Consider the following 19,684-nt stretch of genomic DNA (forward strand, 5'->3'; position numbering starts at 1 on the left):
TCACAATGGCCTTATTACACTTGAGTACGTGGCCTGAGGTGGCCGACTACCTCACTGAATCTCGCGGTTTGATTGTGCCCATTGGTTCAACGGAGCAGCATGGCCCCATCGGCTTAATTGGCACCGATGCCATCTGTGCCGAGGTCATTGCTAAAGGGGTGGGGGATGCCACCGGTGCGTTGGTCGCACCTACTATCAATGTGGGGATGGCGTTGCACCACACGGCGTTTCCCGGAACTATTAGCCTGCGCCCCAGTACCCTGCTCCTTGTCCTGCGTGACTATCTGGTGAGTTTGGCACGCTCAGGGTTTCAACGCTTTTTCTTTATCAATGGCCATGGCGGCAATATTGCCACCGTTAAAGCCGCCTTTGCCGAAACCTATGCCGCTCTTACCGAACTACAGATTCCGGGGGCAGATCAGGTGCGCTGTGAACTAGCAAACTGGTTTATGTGCCCTTCGGTAACCCAACTGGCGCGTGAACTCTATGGCGATCGCGAAGGCTCCCATGCAACCCCCAGCGAAGTGGCCGTCACCCAATTTGTCTATCCAGAGGCCATTAAGCAAGGTGTACTGAGTGCCGAGGTCAACAGGGATCATGCCATCTATGGTGCTGTGGATTTTCGCTGTCGCTATCCCGATGGTCGGATGGGTTCAGACCCCAGCTTGGCGACCCCAGAGCACGGCCAACAGTTTTATCAGCGCGCCGTCAACGATTTGAGCCAGCGCTATCGTCAATTTCTTAGTGCCGAGTGAGGAGGCTGCCATGACGGCTGATATTGCCAATGAACCCCTCGCACCCCAGATTTGGCACTGGCAGGGCTATCCAATTGTCTATCGCCACCAAGGAACCACGGGCACGCCCCTACTGCTGATTCATGGGTTTGGTGCCTCGAGCTTGCACTGGCGCAAAAATATACCTGTCCTTGCCGCTGCGCATCGGGTATATGCCATTGATCTGTTGGGGTTTGGGGGATCGGCTAAGCCTGCGCCACACATGGTTAGCTATACCTTTGAGACGTGGGCAACCCTTGTGCTGGACTTTTGCCATGAGGTGATTGGCGCCCCAACGGTGCTGATTGGTAACTCCATTGGCTGTGTTGTTGCTCTCCAGGCAGCGGTTTTCGCGCCGGAGTGGGTCAGGCAACTGATCTTACTCAACTGCTCCCTGCGGCAACTGAATGAGCGCAAGCGGCAGCAGCTCCCGTGGTATCGCCAGTGGGGTACCACTTTGCTACAACGGATTCTTGGCAATCGGGCGATCGGAACCTACTTTTTCCACCAAATTGCCCAGCCCCGCGCCGTGCGCCGCATCCTTCACCAAGCCTACGGGGATACAACAGCGGTGACCGAGGAACTGGTGGATATATTGCTCGGCCCTGCTCAAGATCAGGGAGCGGCAGATGTTTTTTTGGCGTTTGTGCGCTATTCCCAAGGCCCAGTGCCCGAAGACCTCCTTCCTTTGGTGACCTGTCCTACTTACTTTCTGTGGGGGGCGGCGGATCCGTGGGAAGCGATCGCCGAAGGGCAGCAGTTGGCAGCCTTTCGCTGTGTACGTGAGTTTGTGCCCCTAGCAGGGGTAGGGCATTGCCCGCAGGATGAGGCACCGGCGATGGTAAATGCCTATCTTCAGCAGTGGCTGGCAACGCCCAGTTAAAATCTAAAGGTGAATGGTTCTGAATCCGCGTGAGTAATGCTTAACCTCAAACAACCTTTTCAGTCTTTGCGATGGCTTGGCCAGTGGTGTTGGCTACTGTTGGCTGTGAGTGTGCTGCTGTGGAACTGGAGTGCCCCTGCCATGGCAGCGGTGTCCTCGGCGGGGCATAGTTTTGTGGCCGCAGCGGTGGAGCGAGTAGGGGATGCTGTGGTTCGCATTGATACGGAGCGCACTGTCCTGCGATCGGTGGATCCGCTGTTTAACGACCCCTTCTTCCGCCAGTTTTTTCCAGGGTTAGCGCCGCTGCCCCAAGAGGATCGGCTACGGGGGCAAGGATCGGGATTTATTATCGACAGCAGCGGTATTCTCATGACCAATGCCCACGTGGTCAGCCAGGCGGATACGGTAGCCGTGCGTCTCAAGGATGGGCGCGTGTTTGAAGGGGAGGTGCGCGGTGTAGATGAGGTCTCCGATCTAGCGATTGTCAAGCTGAAGGGGGTTACAGAGCCATTGCCGACAGCTCCTCTGGGCGACTCCAGTGCGGTAAAAGTGGGAGACTGGGCGATCGCCGTGGGGAATCCCCTAGGGTTAGACAATACCGTCACCTTGGGGATTGTGAGCACCCTCCACCGCTCCAGTGCCCAAGTGGGGATTCCCGATAAGCGCCTAGAGTTTATTCAAACCGATGCGGCGATCAACCCAGGGAACTCCGGTGGGCCACTGCTCAATGAAGCCGGGGAAGTGATTGGCATTAATACTGCGATTCGTGCCGATGCTATGGGAATTGGGTTTGCGATTCCGATCAATAAAGCAAAAGCACTGCAAGAGCGCCTTGTGCGCGGTGAAAAAATTAGTCATGCATACCTTGGTGTGCAGATGACTACCTTTACTCCAGCCATGGCCAAGGAAAATAATGCTAACCCCAACTCACCGGTGATGCTGCCGGAGGTCAATGGGGTACTGGTGGTGCAGGTTCTGCCCAATACGCCAGCCGCAAAGGCAGGGTTGCGCTGGGGAGATGTCATTACCGCAGTCGATGGGCAGCCCATTACCAGTGCTGAGGAATTACAGGCCGTGGTTGACGCTTCTAAGGTGGGTCAGGTACTGAACTTAACCATTCAGCGGGGCGATCGCGTCCAGCGGGTGAATGTACGCACGGCGGAACTGCCTGGGGCGGCCTAGGGATGCCGCTGGGGCTACTGTTGGTGTGGCTTTTTGCCTTGGGCACAAGGCTCTGGGGCTTAGGCCGCTTTAACACCCTTGTGTTTGACGAAGTGTATTTTGCCCGCTTTGCCCGCAATTATCTGGCCGGAGAGCCATTCTTTGATGCCCATCCCCCCCTCGGTAAGTACCTGATTGCCCTTGGCATTTGGTTGGCAGGCGGGTTTCAGCCGTGGGGCTATCGCTGGCTCAATGCTGTTGTTGGCTCGCTGATTCCCGTTGCTGCTGCCCTTTTGGCGTATCTGATCACGCGGCGCCAGCGGGTGGGTTTAGTGGCGGGGACGTTTGTGGCCTTAGATGGCTTTTTTTTAGTGGAGTCCCGCTATGCCCTCATTAACGTCTATCTGGTGTTTTTTGGGGTGGTGGCGCAGGTTGTCTGGCTCTGGGGGCAGCAGTGGAAAGCACAGCGGTGGTGGGCACTCATGGGCACAGGGGTGGCCTTGGGAGCCTGCGTGGCGGTTAAGTGGAGTGGTCTGGGGTTTCTCCTCGGGCTGTGGCTGGTGTGGGGAGTGCAGCGCTGGTGGATGCCACAGCGGCAGCGGTATTACACGGCGATGGACATGGTGCTGATCCTACCCTTGGTGGTGTTCACGGTCTATAGTCTGCTGTGGCTGCCCCACTTAGCCTTTCATCCGCACTCCAACCTGTGGCAGGTTCACGTCCAGATGTTTAATTACCATCGCAGTGTGGCTAGTACTGCTCATCCCTACTGTGCGCCGTGGTGGTCGTGGCCGTTGCTGTTGCGACCCCTGAGTTACTTTTTTCAGCGAGTACACACCCTCAGCGAAGCTGTGCCAGTCATTGGCCCTCCCTTACCCATGGCAGACACGGCTTGGGTGTATGCGGTTCATGCCATGTTTAATCCCCCCTTGCTGTGGCTGAGTACGCTGGCGATGCTGGCAATAATACCGTTGGCAAGGCGATCGTCCGCGGGGCAGTTTTTGCTGCTTAACTATGCGGCGAACTTTCTCCCTTGGGTTTTGGTGAGCCGCTGCCTGTTTCTCTATCACTACCTACCCGCTGCACTGTACAGTTTTATGACCCTAGCGGTGGTTTGGGACTGGGCGTGGCGATCGCCACCGTGGGGACGCGCTCTGAGTGTGGTGGTGCTACTGCTGATTGTTAGTGGCTTTCTCTACTGGTTGCCAGTGTATTGGGGGCTACCGCTCACCCCCCAGCAGTTTTTTCAGCGGATGTGGTGGCGATCGTGGATCTAATCACATAGCATCAAGCGGGAGGTTTCGCTCTCTTGAGCCAGATTGCCGCTTGGGTTACCGTTGCGATCGCCCAGTTCTTGGAAATTGTGCTGTGCTCGCTGCCACGCCTCCACAAAGCGGCTCACCCGAATCGGATCAATGGGCTGGGTAATTTGGCCATTGCGCTTCAACGAGCTAGCCACAATCACCCCATCGACATAGGGAACCAACTGCTCAACGTTATCCCAAGAGGCGCCACTGCCAATAAACAGCGGTTGACCCTTAGCCGCACTAGAGGCGATTGAGAGGTCCTCTTCGCTGGGGGGGTGCCCCGTTGCCCAGCCAGAGAGGATCACCCCATCCGCTAAGCCTCGCTCGAAGGTATCGCGAACGGCGGTACTCAGGTTAGGGGTATTTAAGGGTTGGGCGTGCTTGACCATGACATCCGCCAAAATTTTAATGTCTTGCCCCAGTTCACGGCGGTAGCGCAATAGGTGATGGGCTTGGCCTTCAATAATGCCTTGATCCGTGGCCATCACCCCCGTCAGCACATTGACGCGAATAAACTGTGCCCCCGTACACGTAGCGATCGCCAGACCACTGTAGGCATCATTGCGCAGCACATTTAAGCCAATGGGTAAGGCCACCAAATTTTTCAGGCGTTGCACCACCAAGGTCATGGCACTGACCACCGCCGCATCGACACGATCTTTGGTAAAGGGGGCATCAAAAAAGTTTTCAACAATAATCGCATTAGCACCCCCTGAGGCCAAGGCGGTGGCTTCCTGCTCTGCCCGGTCAATCACTGCCTTAAGGCTACCGCCCCAACGGGGAGAGGTGGGCAACGGTAACAGGTGTACAACACCAATCACTGGGGTAGCGGTATTAAAAAGTGTCCGGAGATCCACAACGATTTAGCGGTAGGTTGACAGCGAAATAACAACAAGCGGAGCATAGAGCCTAGGGTGGCACTCTACCGAGTAAACGATGGCAGAATCCACTGATTTAAGTATATCCCCGTCTGACCCCCCCCTCGTGGCGATCGCCCTTGGTAGCAATCTGGGTCAGTCCCGCCAAATCCTACAAGCAGCCGTTTGCGCCCTGCAACAGATACCCCACATCACTGGATTGCACTGCTCTCGGTGGTACCGCACCACACCAGTGGGACCACCACAGCCGGACTACTGGAATGGCTGCGTTACAGCGTTCACTACCCTTAGCCCCCTAGCATTGTTACACCAACTTCAGGCCATTGAGCAGCAGTTTGGCCGCAAGCGTCATCAACGGTGGGGGCCGCGCACGTTGGATCTCGATCTACTGTTTTACGGCGATACCATTGTCAATACATCAGAGCTAACGCTACCTCATCCTGAGTTAGCCAATCGTCCCTTTGTTCTTGTCCCCTTAGCCGAAATCGCCCCCCAGTGGCGGCATCCCATCCTCACAGACACGATCGCCACCCTACAGGCGCGTTTAGGTGTTGCTGGCATCAAGGCCGTGGCCTCTGCCGATGCGCCCGAAACCATGTTTGTAACTGCTCACAACAGCGATCCGCGAGGATGCCACCTACACTGTGCACCCGATGAAAGGCCGCCGCACTCCTAAAAATTTGTAGCACCGAGTCAATGGCACCGGTCTTCGGATCCGGTGTGCCGTAGATCAGAGTGTGAATGCGGGCTTGGACAATAGCACCCGCACACATGGGGCAGGGTTCGAGGGTGACGTAAAGGCGACAGCCGTTCAGGTACCAGGTTCCCAGCCGCTCTCCCGCACGGCGCAGGGCAATGATTTCCGCGTGAGCCGTGGGGTCGTGATCCCGTTGGCGACGATTTTCCCCAGTGGCAATGAGGGTATTATTGGCATCCACAATGACGGCACCCACTGGAACTTCATCCGCACAACCTGCGTGGTGGGCAAGGGCGATCGCCTGTTGCATCCAAAACTCGTGTTCTGCTTGCGCTGGTGCTGAACTAATCTCCACCACTGGATCCCCTGACCGCAGCCGCTATGGTACTATTCTTTCAGTTCTCTTGCGATCGCTGATAGTTTAGGAAAACACCATGATTGATGCTCTCGTGTTAGTGGCCAAGCTCCCGGAGGCCTATGCTATTTTTGATCCCCTAGTGGATGTGTTGCCGGTGATTCCCGTCTTGTTCTTAGCGCTAGCCTTTGTGTGGCAAGCCGCTGTTGGTTTCCGCTAAATTGCTGTGCAGTTAAACGTTACTCTTTTGATGCAGCCCCGTTGTGTTCAGCGGGGTTGTTCTATGCTCAGTAATCCATGTCTGTAATGTTCGGCGGGTATGGCGGGTCATAGCAAATGGGCCAATATTAAGCGCCAAAAAGCACGGGTGGATGCCCAAAAAGGTAAAGTCTTTGCGCGGCTCTCCCGGGCAATTATTATTGCTGCCCGCCATGGCGGAGGCGACCCCGCCGGTAATTTTCAACTCCGCAGCGCCATTGAAAAAGCCAAGGCAGCGGGGATTCCCAACGAAAACATCGAGCGGGCGATCGCCAAAGGTACCGGTACCCTTGATAGTGATGCACCCCTTGAAGAAGTCCGCTACGAAGGGTATGGGGCTGGTGGTGTTGCCTTTTTAATTGAGGCGCTAACGGACAACCGCAACCGCACCGCTGCTGACCTGCGGGCTGCCTTTAACAAGCAGGGGGGGAACCTTGGCGAGACGGGTTGTGTTGGGTGGATGTTTGACCTGTGGGGGGTGGTCACCGTTGCTGCCCCCCACGATGAAGAAGCCTTTTTAGAGGCTCTCCTTGCCGCGGAGGTCGAGACCTACGACATCGTGGCGGATGTCGCAGAAGTGCGTTGCCCTGTCGCTGCCTTGGAAGCCGTGAGCAACACCCTCAACCACTATGGCTACCACGTGTTAGAGACTGAGCGCCGCTGGCTCTCTCTGAATACAGTGGAGGTGAGCGATGAGGAGACGGCCCGCCGCGTCTTGCGGTTGCTGGATGCCCTCGAAACCCTTGACGATATCCAAAGTGTTGCCACCAATGCGGTCATCAGCGACGCTCTAATGGAGATGGTGGACGTTTAGGAATCCGTGTTTGTACGGTATTTTCAGGAACCTATTTACCAAAAATTTCGGCAAAATTTGAGTAAAAACACGGTAGTTGGCAGGTCATCAGAGTGCGACTATACCTATTAGGTTGTAGTAGTCCACTGACTGAACAACCCTGTCTCAGCCGTTGTGTGTCATCCAGATTGAGTTTCCAGCTTGGGCGATCGCTCCTTTCTTTCAGGCTTGATGCTGTGTTGAGTATGTCTGAATAGATATACTCGCACATCTACTGTGTGCTCCCTCCATTTGTGTGTCTCCCGTGTCGGCTCTTGTGTGTTCCTAAGTTCCCTGTTGATCGGCTGGCAGAATTTGAATTTGCGTCGGTTCATTGACTGTGCAGGTGCAATACTGCAAGGAAGGGGGCTGAGGCCATCCCCACGTGACACCAATACAACCTGCTGCCCTAGCGCGTTGTGCCATGAGGCCATCGGCATCTGCATCACCAATAACAACTGTCTGCGCGGGGGGAATCGCCAATTCAGCGCAGATTTTTTTGAGGGGGGTTGGGTCAGGCTTTGCAGGCAGGCGATCGCTACCCATAGCACTTCTAAAAAAGTGAGCGAGCTGGTAGGTGGCTAAAAACGCCTGTACCTCCTCGGTGCGATCGCCAGACAGCACTGCTAGCGCTAGGCCAGCCGTCTTCAGCCGTTGCAGCAGATCGATCACCCCGGGCAATGGTGGCGTGAAGGGAGCTTTGGGGCTAAACCTGCGATCCGCTTCAGCAAAGGCCTGTTCAGCGATTTCCCGAGCGGCTATCCAACCATAGCCATAGCTAGCAAGATGGGCAGCAGCAGCAATCAGGTTCTCATAGCGGCTCCCCACCGCCTGTAGCCCCTGCGGCTGGATCTGATGCGCTGAACTCCCAAAGCTACGCAGCAGAGGGGCTTCAAGATCAGGGGCGATCGCGGCCACTTGCCGTGCGCGTTCTAGAGCCAACTGGTGGAGGTAGCTCGCCGAGTTCGCTAAAGTACCATCTTTGTCAAAGACAACTGCGGCAATATTGCTAAAGCGTACCGTTCCCTTGGGAAGTTGGCATAACAGAGTAACGCTCATCAAAGGTAAGCTCACACAGAATGAGTTAACTGGATGTCCATCAAGACCCAACCTCTATTAAAACTTGGACACTCTCACAGCGATAGGTGCGATAGAGCCTGAGCCAGTAGTCCAGTATCCGTAACGGCAATGTTGCCTCTGGTTCAACCTGAAACTCTAGATGCAGAATGCAGTGTTGCGTTTGTACGAGGGTGACGCCATCCGCACAAATCGGTTCGAGGTTCAGTTCGGTTTTGAGAACTGAAACATTTTCTGAGGCATTGTTGAGGAGCCACTGGTTAAAGGCTGTCGGGTATTCTTCAGCAAGGTATTTACAGAGGTTATCTCGCATTCCTCCAGCTTATCGAGACCATGACCCGCAGCTATCATGGCTAGACCTTCAACAGCACATTTGGCAAGCTGTTCCTGTACCTCTATCTCATCGATACTTAAGGAGACTTTCGTTCCCCAAGTGCCGGAAAGGGCAAGGTCTCAACCGTGAGTACTTGCGGCGGAGTGGCATCGGGCGGGTATAGCATAGTGAACTGCACAAAGCGGGTTTCGTTCGGTTGTAGGGTCAGCCGCACAAGATCGCCCCCTTGCTGGCCTTGGCGCTGTACAAGGTGAATGATCCGACTTTGGGGTGCTCCCTGATCATCTCGATAGCGCAACCGTACACTACCTCGAAAGAAAATGCGGTTGGGTGGCTCAGCAAAAAATCGCAGGGTTGGCGCTGGCGCGTCAAATTTGATGGGGGTTTGTAGAGCAAGGCGAATGGTTTGGGGGCGATCGCTCTGGTTGTGTAAGGGCAAAACGAGATCGTACTCAACGGCGTAGTTGCCATGGGCGGCGTAGGCGGTATCAGGATAGCGCACCACCAAGGGAGCCGTTTGAATTTGGTCTGTGCCTAAACGACCGGCCACAAGGGAACTCAAGGGATAGGAAAATGCCTCGCCAGTGTTTGGAATTGGGATCGGCGTTTGCTGCGGATTATGCCAACGCGACCCTAGAGCCACCCCGGCCACGCGGCTGTAAATGATATTGCCGGGTTGATTGGGGGGGCTAGGTGGGCGATCGCGGGGGGTCACCAATCCCCCTTGGTGCAATGTTTCCTGCCACTGGGCAAGGGTAGGTTCATCCTCAGGAGCAAAGCGTGCCAAGCTAGCCAGATAAATATCGCCACTACTGCGGGCACGGATGAGTAGGGAGCGGCCATTCAACGGGGGGTCTAGACCTTTAACCGGAATCGGCAAATTTGCAATAAGGCCATAGGAGCGGGGCGGCAGGACAATTTGGCTTGGCCAACCCTCTTGACGGCGGCGGCGCAAAATATCCAGCATGACGCGATCGCCAGGGCCGGCAAAGATTTGCCCAAGATCGTTAGCCTGTCGAGCTGGCAAGGGGACAAATGGGGCATCAGGCTGACTGAGGTAGCTAGCCGCGTGCAGGAGGTCAATGGTGACTGGGGTTGCACCGGGATTGTAGGCCAAAATTCCCACGTAGAGGGTGGTTAAATCCGCAGGATCAGGGGGTTTGGCAATGTGATGGGCAAAAATATCAAAGCGACCGCGAAAAGCATAATTCAGATGAGCCGCAGGAGTGGCCTTACCGCTGGCCGGAAATGTGGATAGCAAAATCCCTTCGCGCTGAACGACTTCGGGACTGTTGCTATTGAACACGGGCACCTGATCTAAGCCCCCTGGGAGGGGTAAGATTTGCTGTTGCTGCTCAAGTGTGGCAGGCGGTTGAGCCAAGATCGGTGCAGCCCACAACAGTGCTGCGAGACTGCCGCAGGAAAGTCGTAAATTCACAGGCATCATTGCGGTTAGTAGCTAATTTGCAGGGTCACCGTTGCTGCCACCTCTAGCTCTCCAGCAACGACCGGGGTACTATCGGCCATGGCCGGCGCAGCAAACCGTACTGGGCTAGGGGGTGGGGTGGCTTGGTTGATCTGAATACTGACCACTTGGCGCGGTTGCAGGTTCAAGGCGCTCAACACAGCTTGGGCTTGGGACTGGGCATCTTGGGTGGCTCGCTGTAGGGCAGTGCGCTGAGCAGCAGCAAGGGTTGTTTCGGGTGCAGTAAAGCTAATACTGTCAATAGTGGTTGCTCCAGCTTGCACGGCAGCATCAAGCAGGGCACCAACGCGATCGCTCGGCAGACGAAAACTAACCGTATTGCGACCAATGTAGCCCACCAATAGGCGCTGATTATTACTGAACTGATAGTCAGGCGTCAAGCTAAGACCCGTAGTTTGCAGTTGGCTCACCTCTCGCCCCCGCAGCACTACTAATACAGCATTGGCCTTACGGGCAACCTCCTGCTGTACCTCCTGAGCTGTGCGCCCCCGCACCTCCACCCCCAGCGTTACTTGGGCAAGGGTTGCTGTTACTGCCTCTGTTCCGCGCCCAGTCACCGTCAGGGTACGCAGTGCCTCTTGAGCCATCGTTGGTAGAGCTACGCTGCCCCAAAACAAGGTACTGAGGCTCAGCGCATAGAGTTTGGTTAGGGTGTTATTCACAGAATTTTACTGAACATCAACCAGTCACACGGGTGTGCTAGCGAGCGGCAAGGTGTTCACATTATACAACAGGAGCTTACGGATTTCCTTTTGATGGATGAAAAGGCTGTCAGCCTATTAACGGGTTAAAGTGGCTTGGCGGCTCGCTAACTCTTCCGCTAGCAGTTTGGTGTAGATGTCTTCGAGGTGGGGCGTCATCAGGTTGCTTTCAATGCCATAACCAAGGCTTGTCCACGTACCTGACAACAGGTCAAAGACAGCTTGCACCTCACCCTCCCGCAGCAATTGGGGGATGTCAGCGTTCCATGCATTGGCATCTGTTAGCCAGCGATAGACCACTTGATCTTGATATTCCGGGGCAAAGCTATACTGACTCCAAAACCATCCGGGTGGGCTCGGGTGATAGTGGGCGGCTTTTTCAGCCCAAGTAGAGCTAAGAAACTGGTACCGCCCCGCAGCCGTTGTACATAGGTGTTGGTTGGGGCCTCGGCGAATAGGAATACAACGATCGGGATGACGGCTAAGGTCGTGGACGTGATCACCACCGTAGAGGAGGGTGTAGGGGCTAGGATCGTTGGCTTCGCTTGCGGAAATGGTGCGCATGAGGGCACGGATGTAGGGATCGCCACCTTCCATGACCAAGGGGGGAATTTGGCCAGGGTGCCAACGGTACCATAGGAGCGCAGGCGATCGCCCGCCCAAAAACCCATAGCTGACCCCTGCAACCAATGATCCAACAATCAACCAGCGCCAAAACCGCACAATCACCTATCCTCAAATCACGGAATACAGCGGAACAACTCAGAGTAAGGCACGGGAGATTGATCAGCGCGGCTCACTACCTCAATAATTTTGTTTTTTGCGGCAGCGTCGCCAAGGGCAGCAACACAGATGTCAGCGACCTGTGAGCGTGAGATACTCCCTTCAAAAAGGGTGTCGGCGGCAGCCATCACCGGATACCCACCCTCCTCTGTATCTTTAAGGCCTCCCGGACGGACTATCGTGTAAGTCAGACCGCTGTTCTGTAAATAACGTTCCGCCTGCTGCTTCCAATACAGAATTAACCAAAAGAGATTTAGGGGATGAAAAAACTGGGAGACACAAAGGGAGGAAACGAGAACGAACTGCTGGACTCCGCTGTACTTAGCAGCATCCACTAAATTTTTGGTGCCGAGATAATCTACACTGAAGGGGTCTAAGGGGTTGAGGCTGGGACTTGCCCCTGTGGCGCAAATAATACTTTCACAATTGCTCAGAGCACTCCCTAGAGTTTGGGGTTGGGTGACATCCCCGAGGCGAATATCGACACCGCCATTAGGCCACTGCTGCTGCGCCTTCGTTAGGTTCCGGACAACAGCAATGGGGGAGTGACCCGCCTGCTGTAGGGCAGTAACAATCCGTCGGCCGGTGCGGCCGGTGGCACCAATAACAGCTACATTCACCGTCGTAGTCCAGCGATGTTGATTGATACGTTTACGTTATTGAGTTTGGGGTTGGCTGTGAATTTGCAAATCAGCATACAATCATTGTATTCGCTCCCCAAGACAAGGTTACTGCCGCAGTTCTAGGGCGGTACCCACAAAACCACCCACAAAATAAAGTCTAGAATTATTGTGGTCGGAGGGAGGGTATGCCTGCTCAGAGGGGACAATCTTTGCTTTTTTAGATATACCCAACCATTGTATGAATCATCGTCCTGTGCATCCCGCTATTGTCAGTCGCGTGGAACCGGACTCGATTGCTGCAGAGCTTGGTTTTGAGCCAGGGGACGCGTTGCTAGCTATCAATGGCGAGCGACCCCGCGATCTCATTGACTACCGCTTCCTGTGCGCAGATGAGGTGCTAACGCTAGAAGTCCTTGGTAAAGACGGTCAAACCTATACCCTAGAAATTGAGAAGGAAGCGGATGATGACCTCGGGCTGGAGTTCACCACAGCTCTATTTGATGGTTTGCTCCAGTGCAACAATCGCTGCCCCTTTTGCTTTATTGATCAACAGCCACCCGGCAAGCGGCAGAGCCTCTATGCCAAGGATGATGACTATCGCCTAAGTTTTCTTTACGGTAGCTACCTCACGCTGACAAATCTCACGGCACCAGAGTGGCAACGGATTGCCCGGCTGCGCCTGTCGCCCCTGTATGTCTCTGTGCATGCAACGGTTGCCAGCGTTCGCCAACGCCTCCTCAAAAATCCGCGTGCTGGCGAGATTCTGCGACAGCTTGCTTGGTTTCAGGAACAACGATTGCAACTCCATGCCCAAGTGGTGGTGTGTCCGGGCATTAATGACGGGCAGTGCCTTGAGCAAACCCTGCGGGATTTAGCGAGCTTTTACCACCCAGATTGGCCGACGGTTCTTTCGGTTGCGGTGGTACCCGTGGGGTTAACCCGCTTTCGCCCCGCTGATGATGAACTGGTACCGGTGACCCCTGATGATGCCCGCACCGTCTTGCGGCAGGTACAAGCTCTTCAGGAGCACTTTCAGCGCCAATGGGGTACCCCCTTTGTCTGGCTGGCAGATGAGTGGTTTTTAATTGCTGGCAGACCGCTGCCTCCTGCCACCCATTACCAAGATTATCCACAACTGAGTAACGGTGTGGGTACGATTCGTCTGTTTTTAGAAGAGTTTGCCGCCCACAGCCACGACTTACCCACCCGCTTGCCGACAGCGCGCCATTTAAGCTGGGTGGTGGGTAATGCGGTCGGCGAGGCATTCCAGCCCCTTGTAACCCGTCTCAACCAAATTCAGAACCTTCGCCTTGATCTCTACCCGCTAGCTAGTGATTACTGGGGGCAAGCCATGACGGTTACTGGATTACTCACAGGCCATGACTTAATCTATCACCTACAAGGAAAACCCTTGGGCGATCGCCTACTACTGCCGAGTATCATGCTCAAACACGATGAGGCTGTTTTTTTAGATGATCTCTCCCTTGAAACGGTGGCAGACGCTCTACAAGTCCCTATTCAAGTTGTCAGCGGCGGTGCAGCTGGTTTGATTGCGGCCTGTACCTCTAGCTAGAGAGGGATCTAAAGTTTGTTCTACGAACTATTCGGGTTGCCAGCGAAGCCAATCTTCATCTAGAGCCTGCTCTAAGGTAAACTCTGGCTCTTGTGGAATCAAGTTAGCATTCAACAATTATAGGAGTGATGTGGGCGGGCTAAAACCCCTCCGCTTTAGCGAGGGGATACAGCCAACTCAGGGGGCTTTAGCCCTCTCTATGTGTTAAACTAGAGACGTGGAAAGTAGGCGTATCAACTACGCGAAGAAACATCCTAGTACGGAGAAATCCCGGCAAGTAAGTCACTACCGCTTTGGCGGCAAGCCTAAACCACTGCAAGCAATGGCAGGATGTTGAGCGTATCGAATTGGCTAGTGTTGAAAAGCGCGAAACCACGAACCGAAACATAAACGTAGTCCCAATAGCAGAAATGCTTGAGGTGAGTAGGGGGTCTTTGACTGCCCCCACCCGCATTAAGTTGTGGGTGACAGCTCAAGGGAAAAGCGAAGCAACGCGGCTTCAGCCCGTTGCGTAGCATCCTTTGGGAATCCCCTCTCTTTCAAGGAGTCTTTCAAGGAGGGGAGAAGTCAAAATCACTACCCTCAATGGAGCGTTCGATGGAATGGGTGAAGTAGGTAGGGGCGAGCGTCAGTAAAGTAGTAAAGTATTTAGACCATTCCGTCCTAAAGGACAGAGCCTGTCTCTTGATTGACGTTGTCAGCGTCCCAATTTGTTAGGAATGCCGTCGCACCCCCCAGGAATGGTTTCGCGAGCGCGGCTGCCACACCACGCACAGCAATAGTAGCGCTGCTCTTCGGAAAGGTTTTTGACATTACTAAAATTGACATCTTCCACCACCGCACCAGTATAGGCACCCGTCCGAAAATTCGGTGGATTGAGGCGATCGCGAGGGCTAGCTTGCTCCACCGGACCGTAAAATAAGCGAGTTCGGCTCATATCCACGCCAGTGAAGTCTGCCCCTTGCAAAATAGCTCCGGCCAAATTAGCGCGGGTGAGGTTGCAATTGCGGAACTGCACTCCTGTGAGGTTGGCATCACTTAACTCCGTCCAGCGCAAATCGGTGCCACTCAGATCGGTGCCCGCTAGCATACTGCCTAGGTTAATGACCCGTACGCCATACTCGATATCTTCTTCATAACCGCCTAAGCCATCAAAAATTGCTCGCCCTAGGCGGCGATCGCGCTTCAAAGGAGCTAGCAGCTTTGCCCCTGAGAGAAAACGAATGATTTTTGCTTTACCTTCGGCATCTAAGCCTGCCAAAATAGCCGCCGTGCGCCCCTCGGCGATCGCTCGTTCAGGGGCCAGTCCTCCAATAGCCCTTGGTCATCCAAAATAAGGTCAGAAATGCCCTGAAAATAGCTATCAATGGTTTGCTGTTGGGTAATCCGGTTTTGTTGGGTAGTGAGGTCCCGCGAGATCACGTACTGCCGCCATGCCACGTAGGCCGCCAGCAGTGCCACTAAAATTTGACCCAAGGCACCAAAGCCTTCTGCTAGGGCACCCACCGCATCCCAATTGGTGCCTTGAAAGCGACCACGAATCCAGTCCATCGCGCCGGTCATGCCAATTAGCGCCAAGACGGTTAAGCTCAGCCCCACCGTAGCAAAGATGAACTGCCGTTGTTGCACCGTTAAATCTTCTGTAAACCAGTGATAGGTGGAGTGCCAAACAATGGGGAAACTGAACACCCCCAACAGCAAAGCAGCGGCCACTCCCACCGCATCCCAATCCAACGCCCACGCCACCAGCACCACAAGGATAGTTACTGGTGTTAAGGCAGTGCGCAACGAGATCCACAGGGTTTGCCAACGACTGCGAGCAGCCAGAACTTTACTTAAGCGTAACGCCGCGGTGTTTGCCTCACGGAGGCCTGTCTCCCGAGACCATTGCTGTTCTTCGCCCATCGTGGTTGCCTTAGTTAGCTTTGGGATTTTTCCAAGGTAGCTCAAGCATAGGTCAATGTTGAGAGGGATGCATCCAACTGCCCCCAACTGTGGCCATCCAGCGCCAACTGCTCAATGAGGCTGGCCAAGCGGAGTGCCTTGAGCGCCTGCTCCCCACCCACTGAGGGGGCTGCCCACCCCGCACACAGTTCACAAAATGCTCTAGCTCAGCGTGCAGGGGTTCAATGTTACTGGTATAGACCTTCTCGATGAGGCCATCCTGCCGATACAGCACTTGGCCGTGATCAGCGCTACAACTAGCGGTGGTTTTGCGGTGGATGAGAATTTCGTTTTTGAGGAAATCGGCTTCCGTCAGCGAATTTTTGCAATGAGCCGCAATACGCCGCTGTTTGCGATGGGTCACCTTACTGGCGGTGAGGGTGGCAATAATGCCGTTGGCAAACCCTAGGGTGGCCGTTACATAGTCTAGGTACCCAGAATTCGCAGAGCGACTGCCCGCAGCCGTTAGGCGTACTATCGGTGAGCTGGTTAGCTCCAATAACAGATCAATGTCGTGGATCATTAAGTCCAAAACCACAGACACATCATTGGCGCGATCGGGGTACGGACTCATGCGATCCGCTTCTACTGCTAAAATTTCTTCAGTGCGCAGTACCTTACTCAGCTCTTGGAAGGCAGGGTTAAACCGCTCAATGTGACCTACCTGCAAAATGCACTGGCACTCCGCCGCAGCATTTACCAAGGACTCAGCTTCGCTAATACTGGCGGCAATGGGTTTTTCCACCAGTACATGAACCCCATAGCGCAGACAGGTAATGCCCACTTCATGGTGCAATCGTGTGGGCACTGCAATGCACACGGCATCGACATGGGGCAATAAATCAATATAATTTTCAAAGAATTTAATTCGGTACTTGCTGGCTGTATCAATGCCGCGCTCTAGGTTGAGGTCGGAGATCCCCACTAATTCCACATCTTTGAGTAAACTCAAAACACGGGTGTGGTGCTGACCCATGTTGCCAACACCAATGACACCGATGCGCAGCGGGTCGGGCTGGGGACGGACGGCAGAACTCATCGTTTGTTGTTTCACTCCTCTCATTTACCCCTTAAACGCAACCGTGGAATGATTCGGCGTTGGCCACCACTGAAGTAGCATTTTCAGAAAGATGCTACCACAGCATTGCCAAATGTAAAGTTTTTAGTGATTGCTTGACGAACCCAATGACGACTAAAAAGGCGGTGGTGTTGCTCTCGGGCGGCTTGGACTCGAGCACGGTGTTATTTCGTGCTAAGGCATTGGGCTATGCATGCTATGCCCTTTCCTTTAACTATGGGCAACGCCATCAGCAGGAGTTAACCTCAGCGATCGCCATTGCGGCAGCGGCGGGGGTGGTACAGCACCACGTCATTCAGTTTGATTTACGGCTGTGGGGTGGCTCAGCCCTCACTGATCAAACCATTGACTTGCCCTGCGATCGCGACCTTAGCACCATGAGCCAAGAGATTCCGGTGACCTATGTGCCCGCCCGCAATACTATTTTTCTGAGTTTTGCCCTTGCTTACGCTGAGGCCATCCATGCCCAATCGGTTCACATTGGCGTGAATGCCCTTGACTATTCGGGCTATCCAGACTGTCGGCCTGACTATATTGCAGCCATGGCCGAGGTGTATCGGCTTGGTACCAAGCAGGGGCGCGAAGGAAACCCCATCGAGATCATCTGTCCCTTAATTGATCTGCACAAGACCGATATTATTCGCCTCGGCAATGAGTATGGCGTACCTTGGGAGAAAACTTGGTCTTGCTATAGTGACGGCGGCACTCACGAGCCAGCACGGGCCTGCGGTCGCTGTGATGCCTGTCGCTTGCGCTTGGCAGCCTTTGCGGCCTTGGGGCTAACCGATCCACTACCCTACACCCCCACCCACCCCGCCTAGGTTCGGTAAATCCCCCTTTTGCTACTTGGGGAAGCGATCGCACTATGGATAAAGAGAGGGTTAAACCCAGTATGGGTGTTGTGCCCCAGATCGAAGTTAGCCTGCAAAGGGAGTCTTAGTCGCTATGGCAAAAGTTGTCGGAATTGACCTTGGTACCACCAACTCCTGTGTGGCCGTTATGGAAGGGGGCAAGCCTACGGTTATTGCCAACGCTGAAGGGTTTCGGACAACCCCCTCCGTTGTCGCCTACACCAAAAATGGCGATCGCCTCGTGGGTCAAATCGCCAAACGGCAAGCGGTCATGAACCCCGAGAATACCTTCTATTCAGTGAAACGCTTCATTGGCCGTCGCTTCGATGAAGTGATCCACGAAACCACTGAAGTCTCCTACAAAGTTTTGAATGTTAACGGCAATGTCAAACTAGACTGCCCCGCCCAAGGCAAGCAATTTGCCCCCGAAGAAATTTCTGCCCAAGTCCTGCGCAAGCTGAAGGATGATGCTAGCAAATACCTAGGCGAAGAGGTGACCCAAGCGGTAATTACCGTACCCGCCTACTTCAACGATTCCCAACGCCAAGCCACCAAAGATGCCGGGCGCATTGCGGGTCTTGAGGTGCTGCGCATCATCAACGAACCAACCGCCGCTTCACTGGCCTACGGTTTGGATCGCAAGAGTAACGAAACCATTCTCGTGTTTGACCTAGGTGGAGGTACCTTTGATGTCTCCATCCTCGAAGTTGGCGATGGCGTCTTTGAAGTCCTAGCCACCTCTGGGGATACCCACTTGGGTGGAGACGATTTCGACAAAAAGATCGTGGACTTTTTGGCGGAGTCCTTCCGTGCCCAAGAAGGCATTGACCTGCGCAAAGACAAGCAAGCCCTACAGCGGCTCACAGAAGCTGCCGAAAAAGCCAAAATCGAGCTATCCAGCGTTACCCAAACAGAAATTAACTTACCCTTCATTACCGCCACCCAAGATGGGCCTAAGCATCTTGACATGACGCTGACGCGAGCCAAATTTGAAGAACTCTGCGCCGACTTAATTGAGCGTTGCCGGGTGCCCGTAGAGCAGGCACTCAAAGATGCCAAACTCAGCAAAGACCAAATTGATGAAGTCGTGTTGGTGGGAGGGTCAACCCGAATTCCGGCGATTCAGGAACTGGTGAAACGCTCCCTTGGCAAAGAACCCAACCAAAGCGTCAACCCCGATGAAGTGGTTGCCGTCGGAGCTGCCATTCAAGCTGGGGTACTCGCGGGTGAAGTCAAAGATATTCTACTGCTGGATGTTACTCCTCTCTCCCTCGGGGTAGAAACCCTTGGCGGGGTGATGACCAAAATTATTCCTCGCAACACCACAATCCCCACCAAAAAATCCGAAGTCTTTTCTACGGCGGTGGATGGCCAAACCAACGTGGAAATTCACGTCCTGCAAGGGGAGCGGGAAATGGCCGCCGATAACAAGAGCTTAGGCACCTTCCGTCTGGATGGCATTCCGCCTGCACCTCGTGGTGTGCCCCAGATTGAGGTCACCTTCGACATTGATGCCAACGGTATCCTGAATGTGAAAGCCCGCGACAAAGGAACGGGCAAGGAGCAGTCCATTAGCATTACCGGCGCTTCGACTCTGCCGAAGGAAGACGTTGAGCGGATGGTGCGCGAAGCAGAAATGAATGCCGCCGCTGATAAAGAGAAGCGCGAGAAAATCGAAACCAAGAACCAAGCAGAGCAACTCTGCTACCAAGCCGAGAAACAACTCGCCGAAATTGGGGATAAAGTCTCCAGTGGGGATAAGGACAAGCTCACGGCGCTGATTGCCAACCTGCGCTCGGAAATTGGCAGCGAGGCCGAGAAGAAACCAGTGGAGTCCATTGACTTCGGGCGGGTTAAATCCTTGATGCAGGAGCTACAACAAACCCTCTACAGCATCGGTGCGAGCGTCTATCAAAGCGGTGAGCCAAGCACTGCCACCGGTGGCGCCAGCAGTACAGGGAGTAGCTCTGGCAGCGGTGGTGATGATGTCATTGATGCGGAGTTCTCGGAGACCAAATAACTTGGTGGCTGGTTCCTAAATAAAATAGCCTCAGGGGGAATGCCTGCCCCCATGCTCGCGTTCAGACTAA

The 19,684-nt window shown here is 54.4% G+C and carries 18 protein-coding genes and 2 pseudogenes; 10 read left to right on the forward strand and 10 right to left on the reverse strand.

Going from position 1 to position 19,684, the window contains the following annotated elements:
- Nucleotides 1-5: 5 nt before the first annotated feature.
- Genes BRW62_RS00980 through BRW62_RS00995 form a run of 4 tightly spaced genes read left to right on the forward strand, consistent with a single transcriptional unit; the run spans nucleotide 6 to nucleotide 4,094 of the window.
- On the forward strand, nucleotides 6-755 hold the full coding sequence (locus BRW62_RS00980; protein ID WP_099797700.1) for a creatininase family protein: 750 nt from the start codon (nucleotides 6-8) through the stop codon (nucleotides 753-755).
- A 10-nt stretch (nucleotides 756-765) separates the two neighbouring features.
- Nucleotides 766-1,656, forward strand: a complete 891-nt coding sequence (locus BRW62_RS00985) for an alpha/beta fold hydrolase (RefSeq protein WP_099797702.1) — start codon at nucleotides 766-768, stop codon at nucleotides 1,654-1,656.
- A gap of 36 nt (nucleotides 1,657-1,692) precedes the next feature.
- Nucleotides 1,693-2,838 (forward strand): HhoA/HhoB/HtrA family serine endopeptidase, encoded by a 1,146-nt coding sequence (locus BRW62_RS00990; protein WP_198406081.1) that lies wholly within the window; start codon nucleotides 1,693-1,695, stop codon nucleotides 2,836-2,838.
- 2 nt (nucleotides 2,839-2,840) lie between these two features.
- Nucleotides 2,841-4,094 (forward strand): phospholipid carrier-dependent glycosyltransferase, encoded by a 1,254-nt coding sequence (locus tag BRW62_RS00995; RefSeq protein WP_099797704.1) that lies wholly within the window; start codon nucleotides 2,841-2,843, stop codon nucleotides 4,092-4,094.
- Here BRW62_RS00995 and btpA read toward each other — a convergent pair.
- Nucleotides 4,091-4,981: a photosystem I biogenesis protein BtpA gene (btpA, locus tag BRW62_RS01000; RefSeq protein WP_227517473.1), complete on the reverse strand. Its 891-nt coding sequence runs from the start codon at nucleotides 4,979-4,981 to the stop codon at nucleotides 4,091-4,093. The two genes, BRW62_RS00995 and btpA, sit on opposite strands and share 4 nt — an antisense overlap.
- A gap of 79 nt (nucleotides 4,982-5,060) precedes the next feature.
- Here btpA and folK point away from each other — a divergent pair, with 79 nt between their 5' ends.
- Nucleotides 5,061-5,678, forward strand: coding sequence for a 2-amino-4-hydroxy-6-hydroxymethyldihydropteridine diphosphokinase (gene folK, locus BRW62_RS01005; protein WP_157768301.1), 618 nt, complete (start codon nucleotides 5,061-5,063; stop codon nucleotides 5,676-5,678).
- On the opposite strand, the gene tadA is transcribed toward folK, so the two are convergent.
- Nucleotides 5,563-6,048 carry a tRNA adenosine(34) deaminase TadA gene (gene tadA / locus BRW62_RS01010; protein WP_376787953.1) on the reverse strand — a complete coding sequence of 162 codons (486 nt, stop codon included), beginning with the start codon at nucleotides 6,046-6,048 and terminating at the stop codon, nucleotides 5,563-5,565. The genes folK and tadA overlap by 116 nt on opposite strands.
- A gap of 85 nt (nucleotides 6,049-6,133) precedes the next feature.
- On the opposite strand from tadA, the gene BRW62_RS01015 reads away from it, so the two are divergent.
- Both BRW62_RS01015 and BRW62_RS01020 read left to right on the forward strand, forming a co-directional pair.
- Nucleotides 6,134-6,274, forward strand: a complete 141-nt coding sequence (locus tag BRW62_RS01015) for a photosystem II reaction center protein K (protein ID WP_011056031.1) — start codon at nucleotides 6,134-6,136, stop codon at nucleotides 6,272-6,274.
- A gap of 99 nt (nucleotides 6,275-6,373) precedes the next feature.
- Nucleotides 6,374-7,126, forward strand: a complete 753-nt coding sequence (locus BRW62_RS01020) for a YebC/PmpR family DNA-binding transcriptional regulator (protein WP_099797706.1) — start codon at nucleotides 6,374-6,376, stop codon at nucleotides 7,124-7,126.
- Nucleotides 7,127-7,429: 303 nt separating this feature from the next.
- Here BRW62_RS01020 and BRW62_RS01025 read toward each other — a convergent pair whose 3' ends face one another.
- The 6 genes from BRW62_RS01025 to BRW62_RS01050 form a co-directional block, all read right to left on the reverse strand.
- Nucleotides 7,430-8,203: an HAD family hydrolase gene (locus tag BRW62_RS01025; RefSeq protein ID WP_099799778.1), complete on the reverse strand. Its 774-nt coding sequence runs from the start codon at nucleotides 8,201-8,203 to the stop codon at nucleotides 7,430-7,432.
- Between the two features lie 40 nt (nucleotides 8,204-8,243).
- Entirely contained in the window at nucleotides 8,244-8,534 is a 291-nt protein-coding gene (locus BRW62_RS01030; RefSeq protein ID WP_099797708.1) for an RpnC/YadD family protein, read from the reverse strand.
- A 97-nt stretch (nucleotides 8,535-8,631) separates the two neighbouring features.
- A complete protein-coding gene (locus BRW62_RS01035) occupies nucleotides 8,632-10,002 on the reverse strand; it encodes a DUF3370 domain-containing protein (protein ID WP_099797710.1) in 1,371 nt (456 codons plus the stop codon).
- 5 nt (nucleotides 10,003-10,007) lie between these two features.
- Nucleotides 10,008-10,703: an SIMPL domain-containing protein gene (locus BRW62_RS01040; RefSeq protein ID WP_227517476.1), complete on the reverse strand. Its 696-nt coding sequence runs from the start codon at nucleotides 10,701-10,703 to the stop codon at nucleotides 10,008-10,010.
- Between the two features lie 117 nt (nucleotides 10,704-10,820).
- Entirely contained in the window at nucleotides 10,821-11,465 is a 645-nt protein-coding gene (locus BRW62_RS01045; protein ID WP_099799780.1) for a glycoside hydrolase family 24 protein, read from the reverse strand.
- 17 nt (nucleotides 11,466-11,482) lie between these two features.
- Entirely contained in the window at nucleotides 11,483-12,145 is a 663-nt protein-coding gene (locus BRW62_RS01050; RefSeq protein ID WP_099797711.1) for an SDR family oxidoreductase, read from the reverse strand.
- Nucleotides 12,146-12,386: 241 nt separating this feature from the next.
- On the opposite strand from BRW62_RS01050, the gene BRW62_RS01055 reads away from it, so the two are divergent.
- Nucleotides 12,387-13,721, forward strand: coding sequence for a TIGR03279 family radical SAM protein (locus BRW62_RS01055; RefSeq protein WP_099797713.1), 1,335 nt, complete (start codon nucleotides 12,387-12,389; stop codon nucleotides 13,719-13,721).
- A 697-nt stretch (nucleotides 13,722-14,418) separates the two neighbouring features.
- On the opposite strand, the pseudogene BRW62_RS14945 reads toward BRW62_RS01055, so the two are convergent.
- Both BRW62_RS14945 and BRW62_RS01070 read right to left on the reverse strand, forming a co-directional pair.
- Nucleotides 14,419-15,626 (reverse strand): annotated as a pseudogene (locus tag BRW62_RS14945) (pentapeptide repeat-containing protein).
- A gap of 41 nt (nucleotides 15,627-15,667) precedes the next feature.
- Nucleotides 15,668-16,704, reverse strand: a pseudogene (locus BRW62_RS01070) (Gfo/Idh/MocA family oxidoreductase).
- Between the two features lie 146 nt (nucleotides 16,705-16,850).
- Here BRW62_RS01070 and queC point away from each other — a divergent pair.
- Together queC and dnaK are read left to right on the forward strand one after the other, a co-directional pair.
- Nucleotides 16,851-17,564, forward strand: coding sequence for a 7-cyano-7-deazaguanine synthase QueC (gene queC, locus BRW62_RS01075; RefSeq protein ID WP_099797715.1), 714 nt, complete (start codon nucleotides 16,851-16,853; stop codon nucleotides 17,562-17,564).
- Between the two features lie 124 nt (nucleotides 17,565-17,688).
- Nucleotides 17,689-19,614, forward strand: a complete 1,926-nt coding sequence (gene dnaK / locus BRW62_RS01080) for a molecular chaperone DnaK (RefSeq protein WP_099797717.1) — start codon at nucleotides 17,689-17,691, stop codon at nucleotides 19,612-19,614.
- Nucleotides 19,615-19,684 lie beyond the last annotated feature (70 nt).

Origin of the sequence: Thermostichus lividus PCC 6715, assembly GCF_002754935.1 — a bacterium.
Lineage (GTDB): Bacteria > Cyanobacteriota > Cyanobacteriia > Thermosynechococcales > Thermosynechococcaceae > Thermosynechococcus > Thermosynechococcus lividus.